13 protein-coding genes are annotated in these 14,954 nt (G+C 53.9%); 11 read left to right on the top strand and 2 right to left on the bottom strand.

What is annotated here, in order from left to right; translation table 11 throughout:
* The first annotated feature begins 10 nt into the window (after positions 1 to 10).
* The 10 genes from HNR65_RS11505 (at position 11) to HNR65_RS11460 (ending at position 10,543) form a co-directional block, all read left to right on the top strand.
* Positions 11 to 3,487: an efflux RND transporter permease subunit gene (locus HNR65_RS11505; protein ID WP_181551653.1), complete on the top strand. Its 3,477-nt coding sequence runs from the start codon at positions 11 to 13 to the stop codon at positions 3,485 to 3,487.
* Between the two features lie 40 nt (positions 3,488 to 3,527).
* Positions 3,528 to 3,953 carry a hypothetical protein gene (locus HNR65_RS11500; RefSeq protein WP_181551652.1) on the top strand — a complete coding sequence of 142 codons (426 nt, stop codon included), beginning with the start codon at positions 3,528 to 3,530 and terminating at the stop codon, positions 3,951 to 3,953.
* A gap of 179 nt (positions 3,954 to 4,132) precedes the next feature.
* On the top strand, positions 4,133 to 4,798 hold the full coding sequence (locus tag HNR65_RS11495; protein WP_181551651.1) for a class I SAM-dependent methyltransferase: 666 nt from the start codon (positions 4,133 to 4,135) through the stop codon (positions 4,796 to 4,798).
* Positions 4,799 to 4,818: 20 nt separating this feature from the next.
* The gene (locus HNR65_RS11490) at positions 4,819 to 6,240 is read left to right on the top strand and encodes a sigma-54 interaction domain-containing protein (RefSeq protein ID WP_181551650.1); all 1,422 of its coding nucleotides are present in this window, start codon (positions 4,819 to 4,821) and stop codon (positions 6,238 to 6,240) included.
* A gap of 107 nt (positions 6,241 to 6,347) precedes the next feature.
* The gene (locus HNR65_RS11485) at positions 6,348 to 6,692 is read left to right on the top strand and encodes a NifB/NifX family molybdenum-iron cluster-binding protein (protein ID WP_181551649.1); all 345 of its coding nucleotides are present in this window, start codon (positions 6,348 to 6,350) and stop codon (positions 6,690 to 6,692) included.
* A gap of 4 nt (positions 6,693 to 6,696) precedes the next feature.
* Entirely contained in the window at positions 6,697 to 8,430 is a 1,734-nt protein-coding gene (locus HNR65_RS11480; RefSeq protein ID WP_220128373.1) for a sensor histidine kinase, read from the top strand.
* Entirely contained in the window at positions 8,423 to 8,800 is a 378-nt protein-coding gene (locus tag HNR65_RS11475; RefSeq protein ID WP_181551648.1) for a response regulator, read from the top strand. Before HNR65_RS11480 ends, HNR65_RS11475 begins: the two co-directional genes overlap by 8 nt.
* 26 nt (positions 8,801 to 8,826) lie before the next feature.
* Positions 8,827 to 9,489, top strand: a complete 663-nt coding sequence (locus tag HNR65_RS11470) for a HAMP domain-containing histidine kinase (protein ID WP_181551647.1) — start codon at positions 8,827 to 8,829, stop codon at positions 9,487 to 9,489.
* A gap of 16 nt (positions 9,490 to 9,505) precedes the next feature.
* A complete protein-coding gene (locus tag HNR65_RS11465; RefSeq protein WP_181551646.1) occupies positions 9,506 to 9,955 on the top strand; it encodes a response regulator in 450 nt (149 codons plus the stop codon).
* Between the two features lie 144 nt (positions 9,956 to 10,099).
* Complete coding sequence (locus HNR65_RS11460) at positions 10,100 to 10,543, top strand: sigma-54-dependent transcriptional regulator (RefSeq protein ID WP_181551645.1); 444 nt, start codon at positions 10,100 to 10,102, stop codon at positions 10,541 to 10,543.
* Between the two features lie 230 nt (positions 10,544 to 10,773).
* On the opposite strand, the gene HNR65_RS11455 is transcribed toward HNR65_RS11460, so the two are convergent.
* Positions 10,774 to 12,585, bottom strand: a complete 1,812-nt coding sequence (locus tag HNR65_RS11455; protein ID WP_181551644.1) for an SLC13 family permease — start codon at positions 12,583 to 12,585, stop codon at positions 10,774 to 10,776.
* A gap of 187 nt (positions 12,586 to 12,772) precedes the next feature.
* Positions 12,773 to 13,537 (bottom strand): response regulator, encoded by a 765-nt coding sequence (locus HNR65_RS11450; RefSeq protein ID WP_181551643.1) that lies wholly within the window; start codon positions 13,535 to 13,537, stop codon positions 12,773 to 12,775.
* Between the two features lie 448 nt (positions 13,538 to 13,985).
* Here HNR65_RS11450 and HNR65_RS11445 point away from each other — a divergent pair, with 448 nt between their 5' ends.
* Positions 13,986 to 14,894 (top strand): substrate-binding domain-containing protein, encoded by a 909-nt coding sequence (locus tag HNR65_RS11445; protein ID WP_181551642.1) that lies wholly within the window; start codon positions 13,986 to 13,988, stop codon positions 14,892 to 14,894.
* Positions 14,895 to 14,954: the final 60 nt, after the last annotated feature.

The raw sequence follows: 14,954 nt of genomic DNA, 5'->3' as shown, positions 1-14,954 counted from the left end.
GGGCGCCCAAGTGATCGGAAAAATCATTGAATGGTCCATCAACAACAAGTTCATGGTGGTGCTGGCAACCCTTTTCGTGATTGCCGGCGGCATTCTGGCCGTGCGGTCCATCCCCCTGGATGCCATACCGGATCTGTCTGACGTGCAGGTCATCGTGATGACAGAATATCCGGGCCAGGGCCCGGAGGTGGTCGAAGACCAGGTCACCTACCCGCTGACCTCCACCATGCTCAGCGTGCCCTACGCCAAAAATGTCCGGGGATATTCATTTTTCGGCCTGTCTTTTGTCTATGTGATTTTCGAGGACGGCACTGACCTTTACTGGGCCCGGTCCCGGGTGCTTGAATATTTAAACGGCGCGGCATCCGACCTGCCCGAAGGCGTAACCCCGGAGCTGGGCCCGGACGCCTCGGGCGTGGGCTGGGTATATGAATATGTGCTCAAGGACCATACCGGAAAACACAACCTGGCCGAGCTCAGAAGCATCCAGGACTGGTTTTTGCGATACGAGCTCATGTCCGTGCAGGGAGTGGCAGAAGTGGCCGGCATCGGCGGATATGTCAACCAGTATCAGGTGGAGGTGGATCCCAACAAGCTGCTGGCCTACGACCTTCCCCTTTCCAGGGTCAGACGCGCCATCCAGCGCTCCAACAGCGATGTGGGCGGCAGGCTTATGGAAATGGCCGAGACCGAATTCATGGTGCGGGGCAAGGGCTATATCCAATCCATTGCGGACATGGAAGAAATCGCTATTGGCGTCGATGACCGGGGCACCCCGATTCTTTTGAAAAACATCGCTGATATCCATCGGGGCCCTGAACTGCGGCGGGGGGTGCTGGAATGGAACGGCGAGGGCGAGACCGCCGGGGGCATCGTGGTGATGCGCTACGGGGAAAACGCCTTAGATACCATCAACAGGGTAAAAACCAGGCTTACGGAACTGGAAAAATCCCTTCCCAAGGGCGTGACCATTGAAATGGGATACGACCGCTCCGGGTTGATCCAGCGGGCCGTGCATGCACTCCAGAAAAAGCTCGTGGAAGAAATCACGGTGGTGGCCATTATCTGTGTGCTGTTTCTCCTGCACTTCAGATCCGCGTTTGTGGCCCTGTTCACCCTGCCCGTGGGGGTGCTGATGTCGTTTCTGGTGATGTATCCCCTGGGCATAAACGCCAATATCATGAGCCTGGGCGGCATTGCCATTGCCATCGGCGTGATGGTGGACGCTTCGGTGGTCATGGTGGAAAACGCCCACAAGCACCTGGAGCGGGACCGGGACAAAAAGCCCTTTCACCAGATCATCCTGGAGGCCTCCAAAGAGGTGGGCCCGGCCCTGTTTTACAGCCTGCTGATTATCACGGTATCCTTTATCCCGGTATTTGCCTTACAGGAGCAGTCGGGCCGGATGTTCAAACCTTTGGCCTACACCAAAACCTTTGCCATGGCCGCATCCTCGCTTTTGGCCATCACCATCATCCCGGTGCTCATGACCTTTTTTATCACCGAACAGCCCATTGACCCGCAGACTTCCAAAAAACGCCGGCGCCAAATCTGGATTGCCGCCACAGCAAGCCCGCCGGTGATCGTTGTTGCCGCCGGCCTAGCAGGGGCAAACCTTCCCGGCTGGAGCCTGATTGCAGCCATCGCGGTTTCCGTTTTTGCCGTGATCTGCCTTGTACCCCAGAAAATTCTGCCGGAACACAGAAATCCCCTGAGCCGTGTTTTTATCCGCGTCTACCGGCCGGTGATCGCCATGGTCATCAACTGGCGTAAGACAACGATTCTGATTGCCGTGCTGATCACTGCGGTAACCTATTATCCGGCCAAACAACTGGGCAGTGAATTCATGCCCCCCTTAAACGAAGGCGATCTGCTCTACATGCCAACCACCCTGCCGGGCATCTCCGTTACCAAGGCCCGGGAACTGCTCCAGCAGACCGACAAGATCATCAAACGCTTCCCGGAAGTCCAAAGCGTGCACGGCAAAATCGGCCGGGCCGATACGGCCACGGATCCGGCACCGCTGAGCATGATTGAAACCACCATCATGCTGCGGCCCAAAGTGGAATATGAAACCCTGGAAGTCCAGCGCCTTTTCTCATCCTGGCCAGACTGGGCAAAGGGGCCCCTGAGCCTGATCTGGCCGGAGAAAAAAAAGGGCGAAATCGTACATCAATGGCGCAAAAAGAAAATTGAGCGATTTTTCTCTTCCTGGCCGGGTTGGCTCAAAGCCCCGCTTGCCTGGATCTGGCCGGAACAGCGGCACATGACCATCGAAGAGCTAAAAGCGGACTTAAACAACGCCATTCGGTTTCCGGGGCTCACCGATGCCTGGACCATGCCCATTAAAACCCGCATTGACATGCTGTCCACCGGAATCAAGACACCTGTGGGCATCAAGCTCATGGGCCCGGACCTGGAGGTGTTGTCCGAGCTGGGCTCCCGTATTGAAAAGGTGGTGCGCGATATTCCCGGTACCCTGTCGGCCTATTCCGAGCGCACAACCGGCGGCAATTATCTGGATTTTGACATCAGGCGCCATGAAATCGCCCGCTACGGCCTGACTGTCGATGATGTCCAGGAAGTGATCATGACCGCAGTGGGGGGCATGAACATAACCTACACCGTGGAGGGTCTGGAGCGCTATCCCGTGAATCTGCGGTACAAACGGGAGTTAAGAGACGATATGCAGCAGCTCAGGCGGGTGCTGGTGGCCACGCCAACCGGGGCCCAGGTGCCCCTTGCCCAGCTCGCCGATCTTGAGATCCGCAAGGGGCCGCCCATGATCAAAAGTGAAAACGCCAGAAGAACCGCATGGATATACGTGGACATAGCGGGTGTAGATCTGGGCTCCTATGTGGAGCGGGCGCGCCAAATCGTGGACGAAAACATTGACATGCCGGCAGGCTATTCCAAGGTCTGGTCCGGGCAGTTTGAATACATGCAAAAGGCCAGACAAACCCTGAACCTGATTGTTCCCATAACAATTCTGCTGATTTTCATACTTCTCTACATTCATTTCAAAAACATCACAGAGGCCATGGTGGTCATGGCATCGCTGCCGTTTGCCCTGGTCGGCGGGGTGTGGCTGCTTTATCTGCTTGACTATAACGTTTCAGTGGCCGTGGTGGTGGGCTTTATCGCCCTTGCCGGTCTGGCTGCGGAAACCGGTGTGGTGATGCTGGTCTATCTTGACGAGGCCCACAAAAGATGGGCGCACCGGGGAGAAATGCAAACCACAGAGCATCTCAAGGGTGCGATCATCGAAGGGGCGGTGGAACGCGTGCGGCCCAAGCTCATGACCGTGGCCACCACCTTAATCGGCCTGATGCCCATTATGATCGGCACCGAAACCGGGGTCCGGGTCATGAAGAGAATCGCCGCGCCCATGGTGGGCGGGCTGATCTCCTCGACCATTTTAACCCTGATTATCATCCCGGCGGTCTATGATATCTGGAAACGCCATGAGCTCAAGGAAAAACAATAAACCAAGAAGTCAATCCGGCAACCCAACAAGGAGAAACGTTATGAAACAACTGATGCATTTTATGATCACGCCAATGATACTGATCTGTCTAGTCATCGCGCCTGCGGCCGCCCAGCACGGCAGCGATGGAGAAACAATCCACCAGGCAGCCGTGGATAACCATGAGCTGACTTATAAACTCATTGACATGCGCGAGGCCTTAAAGGAGCACGGCAGCGACAGCAAGGCGACCCACCACCTGATGGTCTTTATCCGGGACCAGAACGGCGATGCGGTCACCGGCGCCAAAGCCGGGTTTCTGATCCAGGGCCCTGACGGTAAACAGCAAAAGGTCATGGCCATGGCTATGGCAGAGGGCTACGGTGCTGATGTCTCCCTTGACCCGCCGGGAGCATACACCATCAGGACAAAAGCCGTGGCCGGGGACAAATCTCTGATCCATTCATTTGATCACGTTTTTCAATGAACCGGCACAATCCTGTCAACCAGTCCGGATCCGGGCCATTCGGAATGTGCTTGACCGCTGCCGACTTTTTAGATTAGAATTATTAGTTTATCAGCAACGCTTATGATTTCACGCGGCACAGGCCGCGGCCATGGGTCGCGCAAAGCCCGTTTTCTGCCAAAACAAACAAAAAGACTGTTATGACGCAACTGCTGCTTCGCCCCAATATTGAACTGGAGCCAAAGGCCCTTGCCATCGGAGGCCGGCGCCTGGAGATCCTGTGCGTTAAAAATCTTGAACCCCTGATTTCCGAACTCGAAGCAGAGGGCCGGCAGGAAATCGCGCATTTTCCCTTCTGGGTGAAAATCTGGGAGGCCAGCATCGTGCTCACGGACTGGCTGGTGCACACGGGGCTGGATAACAACCAGGAAATCCTGGAAATCGGTGCGGGTATGGGCATTACCGGACTGTTTCTCGGCGCCTTCGGCCACCGGGTCACACTTACGGACAACCATGCCGATGCCCTGGCGCTGATGGAGAAAAACGCGGCCCACAACAAAATTGAAACCGTGCGGGTCTCGGACCTGGACTGGCACAAGCCGAATACGGATGAGACCTGGGATATCATCTGCGGCTCGGAACTGATCTACCGCAAATCCGATGTGGATCCGGTCATCGAAATTCTCAAAAAAAAGCTCAAATCGGGCGGCAAGGCTTACCTTGCCCATGATATCGCCCGGATGTCCATGATGGAATTTCTGATGGAAGCGGAAAAGGAATTTGATCTTTCCCACAAGGGCATGGCCTTTACCGGCATGGGAGAAAAAAAACAGATCGTCATCCATACCCTGAAACATAAAGCATAGGGCACCGGGAGCATTAATTTTTGGATGATCATTTCCCACATCTGATTTCCGGGCTGTTTGACCATCCGGTCGCTGCTGAAGCCATTCTGGAAGAGATTCCCACGGCTCTGATCCTGCTCGATGCCCGGCGGCGAATCCGGTACATGAACCGGGCGGCTTCCGCCCTGACCGGCTATGGTCCGCAAGAAGCAAAAAACATTGCCTGTCACAATATTGTGCGAACCCGGGCATATCTCAAAGACAGCCCGGTTTCAAAAATCGCACCGGACAGCGGACCGGTGTGCGTGCAAAGCGATCTGATCAACCGGGAAAAATTGCGCATTGACGTTCGCATTACCATGATCGGGCTTTTTGATCCCGCCGGAAGGTGCCTGGGCTACGTGGATGCCATAGAGGACCTGCGGGGCACGGCTCAGCCACAAGCGCAAATGCATCCGGCATTTGGCTTTGCCGGAATGATCGGCAAAAGCCCGGATATGGAACACATCTTCCGCACCCTGCCCCTGATCGCCGGAAATGACTCCCCGGTGCTGATTACCGGAGAGACCGGCACGGGAAAAAACCTGGCCGCCATGGCCATCCACGAAAATTCCGGCCGGTCCAGGGGACCGTTTGTCAAAATCAACTGCGGCGCCCTGCCTGAAACCCTTCTTGAATCCGAATTGTTCGGACACTGCAAAGGCGCATTTCCCGGTGCCACCGAAAACCGGCAGGGCCGGTTCCGGCTGGCGCACAACGGCACCCTGTACCTTGCTGAGATCGGGGATATGCCCCTGACCCTGCAGGCAAGGCTGTTAAACCTTCTGGACAACAACACTGTCTATCCCATGGGCGGATCCCGGGGCTTTCAGGTGGATGTGCGTGTTATCGCAGGCGATCACCGAAATCTGGAGCAGATGGCGGAACAAGGCATATTTCGCAAAGACCTTCTGTTCCGGCTCAACATGGTGCGCCTCCACCTGCCCCCGCTGCGGCAGCGGGGAGATGACATCGGTCTGCTCACGGATCATTTTCTGCAGCAATTCAGCACCGCCTTTGGCAAAGACATCCGGGAACCGTCCCCTGAGGCCCTGGATTTGCTCAAGACCTACACATATCCGGGCAATGTCCGGGAATTGCGAAACATCATCAAATACGCGGTCAACATCTGCCGGCAGCATCAAATTGAACCCCGGGATCTCCCCGCCTATCTCAGCAGCAACATTGAGCCGGCAGCCGGCCGAATGGAGCATGACACCCGAACCCGGCAGGAACCGCCCGGCACTGTTTCCGCCTCTTTTCAGCCCACAGCCGAAGGCGCAGCCACATGGGCTGAAACCGAAAAGCAGATGATCATCGAAGCCCTTGTACGAACCGGCGGCCGCCGCAACAAGGCCGCAGCCCTGCTGGGATGGGGCAGAAGTACTCTGTGGAGAAAAATCAAGCAATATCAGATCCAGTAGGATGAAACAGGCCCGCAGGCGGGGAAATTATTGGACACCTGCCCTGCGCTTGTGCTATTTTTATAAAATGCAATACCATTTTAATATCCAATATCAGGACAAACTCCATGTCCCGGAAAATCCTCATACCCCTGTACGGACACGAAGTGGCGCCCCGTTTTGACCTGGCATCGGAAGCCGCCATTGTTTCAGCAGATCATGACGGGACGTGGGAAAAAAAAATCGTGGTCCTGGCCCAGGTCTCCGCAGAGAAACTGTGCCACATGATTTTAACAAAAGACGTGGACACGGTGATCTGCGGCGGCATTGAAGATCAGTATTATCAATACCTGAACTGGAAGCGCATCCGTGTCTATGATTCCGTTATCGGCTCGTGGAAGCAAGGAGTGGAGCAATTGCTGAAAAACAAACTTTACCCGGGCGCCATTGTCGGCCAGCAAGGGGAGAACTGATCCGATGGCCGATAAAATGAAAAAATGGTGGGACCTGTGCCGGCAGATATTTGAAAGGGACGAAGAAAAAAAAGAAATGCCCAGGCGCTACCGGCGCCTTCGCCGCAATATCATTTTTTTGATGCTGGCCGTGACCCTGATTCCGCTGGCGATTATGGCGGCTACCAACGCCATGCAGTACCAGAAAAACATCAAATCCGAACGCATCAAACCCATACGCGCCATTGCCGGAAAGGCGGCCCATTCCTTTGAGCTGTTTCTCGAAGAGCGGCTTTCTGCCATCCATTTCATCTCATCGAGTTATTCATATGAGATCCTGTCCGGCCAGGCCACGCTGCACCGGATTTTCCGCATTCTGCGGGAAGAATACGGCGGATACGTGGATCTTGGGATTATCAACAACGACGGCACCAAAATCGCCTACACCGGCCCCTATGACCTGCTGAACAAAAATTATTCCAACCAGCAATGGTTCAATGAGGCCCGGGTGCGGGGGGTTTACATCAGTGATGTCTTCATGGGTTACCGGGACCTGCCGCATATCGCCATGGCCGTTCAGAATTTAAACGACCAGGGCGAGTCCTGGATCCTGCGGGCCACCATGGATACCAAAAAATTCGAGGACCTGATCAGTCCCATGGGAATGGACCCCATCACGGACGCATTTATCGTCAACAGCAAGGGCGTTCTCCAGTCCGATTCCCGGAACTACGGAAAGGTATTGGACCAATTTCCCATGGAAATCCCCTCAGGGGATTCCGGCACTCATGTCAGGGAACTGACCGACCCGGACGGCCGGGAAATCGTCATGGTATACTCCCGGCTGATCAAATACGACTTCACACTGGTCATGATCCTGCCCCAGGCCAATGTTTTCCAGCCCTGGCACACGCTGAAGCAGGAAATGTCGTATATGTTTGTGGCAAGCGTCATTGCCATCTTTCTGGTGATCTTCGGCTCCACGCACCTGCTGGTCAAACGAATCCGGGAAGCCGATGAAAAGCGCGTCATTGCCTTCCGGGAGCTTGAATACACCCAGAAGCTGTCCTCCATTGGCCGGCTTGCCGCGGGCGTGGCCCACGAGATCAACAACCCGTTGGCCATTATCAATGAAAAAGCCGGGCTTTTAAAGGATCTGGTGGACCATGACAAGCATCATGACAAGGAAAAGCTCATGCGGGGCGTCTCCCAGATCCTGCAGTCCGTGGACCGGTGCCGCAATATCACCCACCGTCTGCTCGGATTTGCCAGGCGCATCGGGGTGCAGTATGAACTGCTCGATATCAACGAGGTTCTCCGGGATACCCTGGGGTTTCTTGAAAAGGAAGCCCACCACCGCAACCTAAACATCGAGTTTAAGTTTGACGAACAAATCCCGAAAATCTCCTCTGACCGGGGCCAGCTCCAGCAAGTCATCCTTAATATGCTGACCAATGCATTTGCCGCGGTCAAAGACGGCGGAGAAATTGTTTTGTCCACCTGGAAAAAAGATGAGCAGACCGTGGCCCTTGCCATCCGGGACAACGGTCACGGCATGACCGAAGAAACCATGCGGCAGATTTTTGAACCGTTTTTTACCACCAAAAAAGGATATGGCACAGGCCTTGGCCTGTCGATCACCTACGGTATCATTAAAAAACTGGGCGGAGAAATCAAGGTGGACAGCAAAATAGAACAGGGAACCACCTTTACCATCTTTCTGCCCAAAACGCCCCCCGGAGAAATGGAAGATGACTGATTCAATCAAGGTGCTGCTGGTCGACGACGAGGAAGAATTTGTCACCACACTGGCCGAAAGACTGGAAATGCGGGGATTTGACCCCAGCATTGCCACATCCGGAGACCAGGCCCTTTCCATGGTTCAGGACAAAGCCTTTGACCTCATTGTGCTGGACCTGATGATGCCCGGCATCGGGGGCCTGGAGGTGATGAAACAAATCAAATCAGCCAATCCGGATATGCCCATTATCCTGCTCACCGGTCAGGGCTCAACAAAGGAGGGTATGGAGGGAATGAACCAGGGGGCTTTTGATTTCCTGATGAAGCCCCTGGATATCGAAGAACTGATTTCACAAATTCATGAAGCGCTTGGAAAAACCTCAGCATAACCCCGCCAAGCAGAAAAGGGGACCCAATGAACCAGGAAACTGAGAAAACACTGGCCTTTTTCGGCAGAATGACAGCCAACCTGACCCATGAGTTTAAAAATATTCTGGCCATCATACAGGAATCGGCCGGGCTCATGGAAGACATCATGGCCATTTCACCCCTGGCCAAGGACAAGTACCAGGAAAGATTCAACAATTCCATGAACACCATTAAAAACCAGCTCCAGCGGGGAATGGAGATGGCCTCCCGTTTCAACCGCTTTGCGCACGCGCCGGATCACAACAGCGCGGAACTGGAACTGGGCGAAACAATGGTTCATTTCTGCACGCTCACAGAGCGCTTTGCCCGGCTCAAACACATCACTCTGCAGGCAGACAGGCAAAATGATCAGGAAATCAAAATCACCACCAATCCCCTGCTGCTCTACATGGTTTTGTTCTACAGCCTGGACGCCTGTCTTTCGGTTCTTCCGGCCCAATGCGAAATCCGCCTGATTTCGGTCAAAAAGGATGAAAAGACCGCTGTGGAAATCGCCTGCGCCGGTAAGCAGGCGCCTTCCCCTGAACAATTTTTTACCGGACTGCGGCAAAGCAATGCATGGGGCGACCTGGAAAACACGGCAGAACAATTGAATGCAGAGCTGAAGTGCAATACTGATGATCTTTGTTTTTACCTGATTTTGAAATAAAGGAGGAAACCTTGTAATGGCCGGAGAAGTAAACGGCGAAACAGCCATAAGGATCCTTCTGGTCGATGATGAAGAGGAGTTTGTCACAACCCTCTCGGAGCGGATGGAGATGCGCGGTTTTGATGCATCTGTTGCTTTTGACGGCCAAAAAGCGATGGAAACCCTAAAAACCCGAGTGCCCGATGTCATGGTGCTTGATCTGCGCATGCCCGGAATAGACGGCATGGAGGTCCTGGAACGCGTAAAAAAGACAAACCCGGAGGCCCAGGTGATCATCCTGACCGGTCACGGATCATATAAGGACGAGGAACAAGCCAGGCGCCTCGGGGCATTTGATTATCTGCAGAAACCCGTTGATGTGGACACCCTGGTGAAAAGCATCCAAAAAGCATACCAGCAAAAAATCGAATCCGCATATGCGGCTGAACCTTTTGACGAAAGCCAAAGCCCCCAAAAGAGATATTAAAATTATAGACAAGGGGAAAAAGACAAATTAATGTAGGATTATAATCATACAAAAATAAAACATGATGGCTTTGTAAAAAGTCGATTTTCAGATGGCGCCATCAAACATGACCCGATACATCTTTAAGTGCACAGGAGGAATTCCATGAAAACAAGGGTACTGCTTGTTGATGATGAGCAGCAGTTTGTTGAACAGCTCTCGGAACGCTTGAAAATCCGGGACTATGATGTCAGCGTCTGCTTCAGCGGCGAGGAGGCGGTGGAAAACATCCGGCAGTATCTCTATGATGTTGTCATCCTGGATGTGGCAATGCCCGGAATGGATGGAAACGAGGTGCTAAAGCGAATCAAGCAGCATCGCCCCCTGACCGAGGTCATCATGTTAACCGGACACGCCACTGTGGAATCAGCAATTGACGGGATGAAACAGGGCGCGTTTGACTACCTGATGAAACCCTGTGACACCGAAGAGCTGGTAAAAAAAATCCACAACGCCTATCAGCGAAAAGCCGAGCAGGAAGAGCGGATCCGGGCAGCCAAAACCGAGCGTTACAGCACTTCGCCGTGGTCGGCGCTGGAAGACAAGTAAGACCACAGGCTGGATACACGTACACAAAGCTTTTTCAGCTTTATGCGCAAAAAACCCGGCCCTCTGATTCAGGGCCGGGTTTTTTAACTTTGATGCGCCTGTAAAAAGTCGATTTTCAGATGGCGCCGTAAAAAGTTCAAGATCAAGGCTTGCGCGATTTCGAAGAATGCAGCGTAGTTAGCCGTACGTGAAATTCTGAGAAATCGCGCGTAACGCAGATTTAGTTTTTTTTAAATGCCGTAGAAGAAATATAGCACCGCAAGTTCCACTGCAAGAAACAGAACCGTCATGCCGGCTCCGGCCTTTGCATAATCCACTGTTCGGTAACTGCCCGGCCGCATGACCAGCGCATTGACCTGGTGGGTGGGCAGCACAAAGGTATTGGAGGCAGACAGTCCCACAACCAGGGCTGCCATCCGCGGATCACCCCCGGCCATCATGGCCATGTTCATGCACAGGGGCACCAGCAGCACCGTTGCCCCGACATTGGAGATCACCAGTGTAAAAAACGAGGTCATCAGGCCGATGACGCCCAAAAGCACAATGGGGGCAGGCTCGCCGAGCACCCCGAGCACACCTTCGGCAATATAAGCCGCCGTGCCTGTCTGCTCAAAAGCCATGCCCAGGGGGATCAGGCCCGCCAGCAGAAAAACGGTCATCCAGTCAACGGCCCTGTAGGCCTCATCAATTTTCAACACCCCGGTAATGATCATACCCAGGGCTCCGGACATCAACGCCACGGAGAGCTGCATTTTCAAAAAAATCACCTGCAGCAGGGCCACCCCGAGCCATACCAGGGCCAGCTTGGCTTTTTCCGGCCGGAGGATTTCACCCTCAAGGGGCGTGGAAAAGGTCAGGGATCTGGGCTGGGGATGATTTTTCAGGATGTGAAACCGCTCCCATGGGCCAAACAGCAGAAGCGTGTCGCCCATGTTTAGCGTGATATGCGTCAAGCCGGAATAGTAAATCCGGTTGCCCTTGAAAAGGGCCAGGGGCGTGACTCCGTAAATCGTTTTGAAATCCACTTCGCTCATGGTCTTGCCGATGAGCTCGGATCTGGGGGAAACAATGGTTTCGGCCATGCCCGCACTGGTTCTGGAAAGGGTTTCGGCAAAAGACTCCAGGGTGTCTTTTACTTCCCAGCCCATTTCGTCGGCCATTTTCATGACGTTTTTGCGCCGGCCCACGACCGCAAGATCATCTCCGGGCCGGAGTTCCTCTGAACTTCTGGGCACGAAATTTTTGTCTTTTTCAGCGGCGTGCCCCACGGCCACCGCCGTGACCAGGTATCGGGTCTGCACCCCAAGATCAGCCAGGGTACCCGTGGTTTTGGCGTCTTCGGGAATATGAATCTCATAAATGGTTTCAAAGGCCCGGTAAGCCTGCATCAGGGCGTTGGTGACGCCTTCGTCGCTCTCACCCTTGCTGGCCGGCAGAATAAACCGGCCGAAAACAATGAAATAAACGATGGCAGAAATCAGCAGGCAGATACCAATGGGGGTCTGTGTAAACAGCCCAAAGGGCTCAAGCTTTTCCCCGCCGATGGTCATCAGGTCGTTTAACAAAATCGTGGGGCTGGCACCCACCAGGGTCAGAGTGCCGCCGATAATGGCGCAAAATCCCATGGGCATCAGAATTCGGGAAACCGGAAGGCCGATGCGCTTTGCAATGCGCTGGGCGGCCGGCAGAAACAGGGCAGCAGCGCCGATGTTCTGCATCAGGGCCGAAATGAGTCCAACCGTGCCACCGATAAAGGTAATAATGCGGCTTTCGCTTTTGCCGGCAATCTTTATGATCGGGCTGGCCACCTGGTTCATCACGCCGGTCTTGTCAAGACCGGCGCCCATGATGATCACGGCAATAATGGATACCACCGCATTACTGCTCAGACCCACAAAAGCATCTTTTGGGGAGATAAGCCCCAGAAGCGGCAGCAGGACCATCATGAGGATACCCACGACATCCACCCGGACCCATTCAAAAACAAAAAGGACAATTACGAATACCAAAACAATCATGGTCAGCAGCATTTCAGGCGTCATTGAAAACCGATCCTTTCTTTATCTGGTTGAGCCGGTATACGGGCTATCCCTTTTTATTCTCGTGCCGAAAGATGAAACACAGCACTGCCGCAAACAGGACCAGCACCACTCCTCTGATAAAATGGAACTCCATGGTTTCTCCTTTTCCCTCTGGTTCGGGTTCGCTCCGGGGATTTAGAAAAAGATTTCAGGCCACACTGTAGACATAAAGCTGTTTACCGGGACTGTCCGGGGCCTGATCCGCCAGTTGCTGATCCGTAGGCTCGGATACCACAAATTCGACATTGCCGTATTCCTTTGCCACCTGCTCGGCCACGGCATCAGGCTGTCCGTAGCGAATCACGTGTTCAAAGGGAATGCCTTTTTCCTTGGCCGCCTTTGCAAACTTTTCCGCGTTTTGCCGGGCGCTTTGCTCAAATTCGCTGACCCGTTCAGGCATGGGGTCCCGGTTTAGGATGGACTCCGGAAACGGCGCCGGACTTAAGGCCACGAGCCGGTAAGACATCCGCTCGGCCATTTCCAGGGCATAATCAATGAGACGATCAGAGAACCGATCCTCGTTTCCCACCACAAGCAAGACGCCTGAGCGAATCCGGGAAACCAGGGTATCAATGTTGACCGGCTTTTCCAGGTAATCAAACGCCCCCAGCCGCCTTGCCTCGATTTCGTCTTTCTCCGATCCCTGCCCGGTGAGCATAATAACCTGCACGTTGGGATGTTCCTTTTTGACCCGGCGCAGCACATCCATTCCATCAACGCCGGGCATACGCAGATCAAGGACCATGACATCCGGAGATTGCCTGTTGAGCTGTTCGAGGGCCTCTTCCCCGTTTAAGGCGATATCCGCGCTCAGATCCCGCATCTGCATGCGCTGGGAAAGGGTGTCGACAAAGTCTTTCTCGTCATCAACAAGAAGTATCCGGATTTTGCCGGTGCCCTTATCATCTTCCATGAATCTCTCCTTTACTGAATCGTTTTGTCTCAATCTGAATCTTTGTGTTTCATCCGGCAGCCTTTATTTTTTTAATTAGATCGGGTAGTTTACCCCACTGCAAGTGACGTGTCAAGAGACTAAAACAAACTAAAACAACCCTGCCAGATGACAGAAAAATACGCTGGCATGGCGCGGAACCGATCCCCAATCCACATGTGCAGGACATATTGGGCTTTGATTAAAACTCCGGTTCTGATATTCTGCGTTTTCATGCCAACCAAAGGATGTTGGCACCGTAAAAAGTCTACTTTTAGATGGTGCGGTAAACAGTTCAAGATCAAGGCTTGCGCAATTTCGAAGAATGCAAAGTGCTTATCCGTACGTGAAGTTCTGATAAATTGCGGGTAACGCAGATATTGGACTTTTACGGCGCTATCAAAGGATGCTTTGCGAAAGGAGACGGCAAATGGTAACCCTGCTGACCACAAAGCAAGTGGCCGCCTATATCGGTGTCAATGAAAAGATGGTTTATTCACTGGTGGCTGAAAAGGGCTTGCCGGCGTCAAAAATCACCGGCAAATGGCTGTTTCCCCGGCATCTGGTGGACCAGTGGATCGAGGCCAGCACCATCAATTACCCGGATTCCCCGGCAAAGCGGCTTCCCGAGACCGGGTTGCTGATCATTGTGGGCAGCAACGACCCGCTTTTGGATCAAACCATTTCATGGTTTAACAGGCAGTTTCCGGACCATATCGCCGTGTTTGGCAACACGGGCAGTATGGGCGGACTCAGGGCCCTGCGCCGGGAATGCTGCCACATGGCCGGCAGCCATCTCATGGAAGAAAACGGATCTGAATACAATTTTTCCCATGCCGGCCGGGAGGTGGGGCAAATGCCGGCTGTGGTCAATTTCTGCCGCAGGGAGCAGGGCCTTTTGGTGGCAAAAGGCAACCCCGGACAGCTCCGATCCGTGGCCGACCTCCATCAGGCCGAAATCCGCGTGGTCAACCGGGGACCGGAAACCGGCACCCGCCTGCTTTTTGACCGGATGCTGGAGCAGGCCGGCATTGATCCCCAAAGCCTTGCCGGATATGAAAACGAAGTCAGCCGCCACATTGATGTGGGCATTGAAATCCTTGCCGGCAGAGCCGACGCCGGCCCGGGCATCCGGGCCGTGGCCGGCATGCTCGGGCTGGATTTCATTTCTTTGCGCTGGGAACGTTATGACATGCTGATCAGCAAGGACCATTTTTTTGACCGGCCGGTGCAGGATTTTCTGGCTGTTTTCCATGATCCCGGCTTTCAACGCATGGCCGCCGGCTGGCAAGGCTATGATATCAGTCTAAGCGGCAAAATGATATTTCCCGGGCAATAAAACCCCTGGCAATCCGTCAGCTGCCTGTACTGCAGGCCGGGGCCTTGCCTGCAATTGATT

This window comes from Desulfosalsimonas propionicica (assembly GCF_013761005.1).
Classification (GTDB): domain Bacteria; phylum Desulfobacterota; class Desulfobacteria; order Desulfobacterales; family Desulfosalsimonadaceae; genus Desulfosalsimonas; species Desulfosalsimonas propionicica.
The sequence above is the reverse complement of the archived record's forward strand: the minus strand, read 5'-3'. Positions and strand labels throughout refer to the sequence as shown.

What these genes read in the sequence shown, in the direction of transcription:
- HNR65_RS11500 (WP_181551652.1), top strand. Translation starts at nt 3,528, where the DNA reads ATGAAACAACTGATGCATTTTATGATCACGCCAATGATACTGATCTGT.
- HNR65_RS11495 (WP_181551651.1), top strand. Translation starts at nt 4,133, where the DNA reads ATGACGCAACTGCTGCTTCGCCCCAATATTGAACTGGAGCCAAAGGCC.
- HNR65_RS11485 (WP_181551649.1), top strand. Translation starts at nt 6,348, where the DNA reads ATGTCCCGGAAAATCCTCATACCCCTGTACGGACACGAAGTGGCGCCC.
- HNR65_RS11480 (WP_220128373.1), top strand. Translation starts at nt 6,697, where the DNA reads ATGGCCGATAAAATGAAAAAATGGTGGGACCTGTGCCGGCAGATATTT.
- HNR65_RS11475 (WP_181551648.1), top strand. Translation starts at nt 8,423, where the DNA reads ATGACTGATTCAATCAAGGTGCTGCTGGTCGACGACGAGGAAGAATTT.
- HNR65_RS11470 (WP_181551647.1), top strand. Translation starts at nt 8,827, where the DNA reads ATGAACCAGGAAACTGAGAAAACACTGGCCTTTTTCGGCAGAATGACA.
- HNR65_RS11465 (WP_181551646.1), top strand. Translation starts at nt 9,506, where the DNA reads ATGGCCGGAGAAGTAAACGGCGAAACAGCCATAAGGATCCTTCTGGTC.
- HNR65_RS11460 (WP_181551645.1), top strand. Translation starts at nt 10,100, where the DNA reads ATGAAAACAAGGGTACTGCTTGTTGATGATGAGCAGCAGTTTGTTGAA.
- HNR65_RS11455 (WP_181551644.1), bottom strand. Translation starts at nt 12,585, where the DNA reads ATGACGCCTGAAATGCTGCTGACCATGATTGTTTTGGTATTCGTAATT.
- HNR65_RS11450 (WP_181551643.1), bottom strand. Translation starts at nt 13,537, where the DNA reads ATGGAAGATGATAAGGGCACCGGCAAAATCCGGATACTTCTTGTTGAT.
- HNR65_RS11445 (WP_181551642.1), top strand. Translation starts at nt 13,986, where the DNA reads ATGGTAACCCTGCTGACCACAAAGCAAGTGGCCGCCTATATCGGTGTC.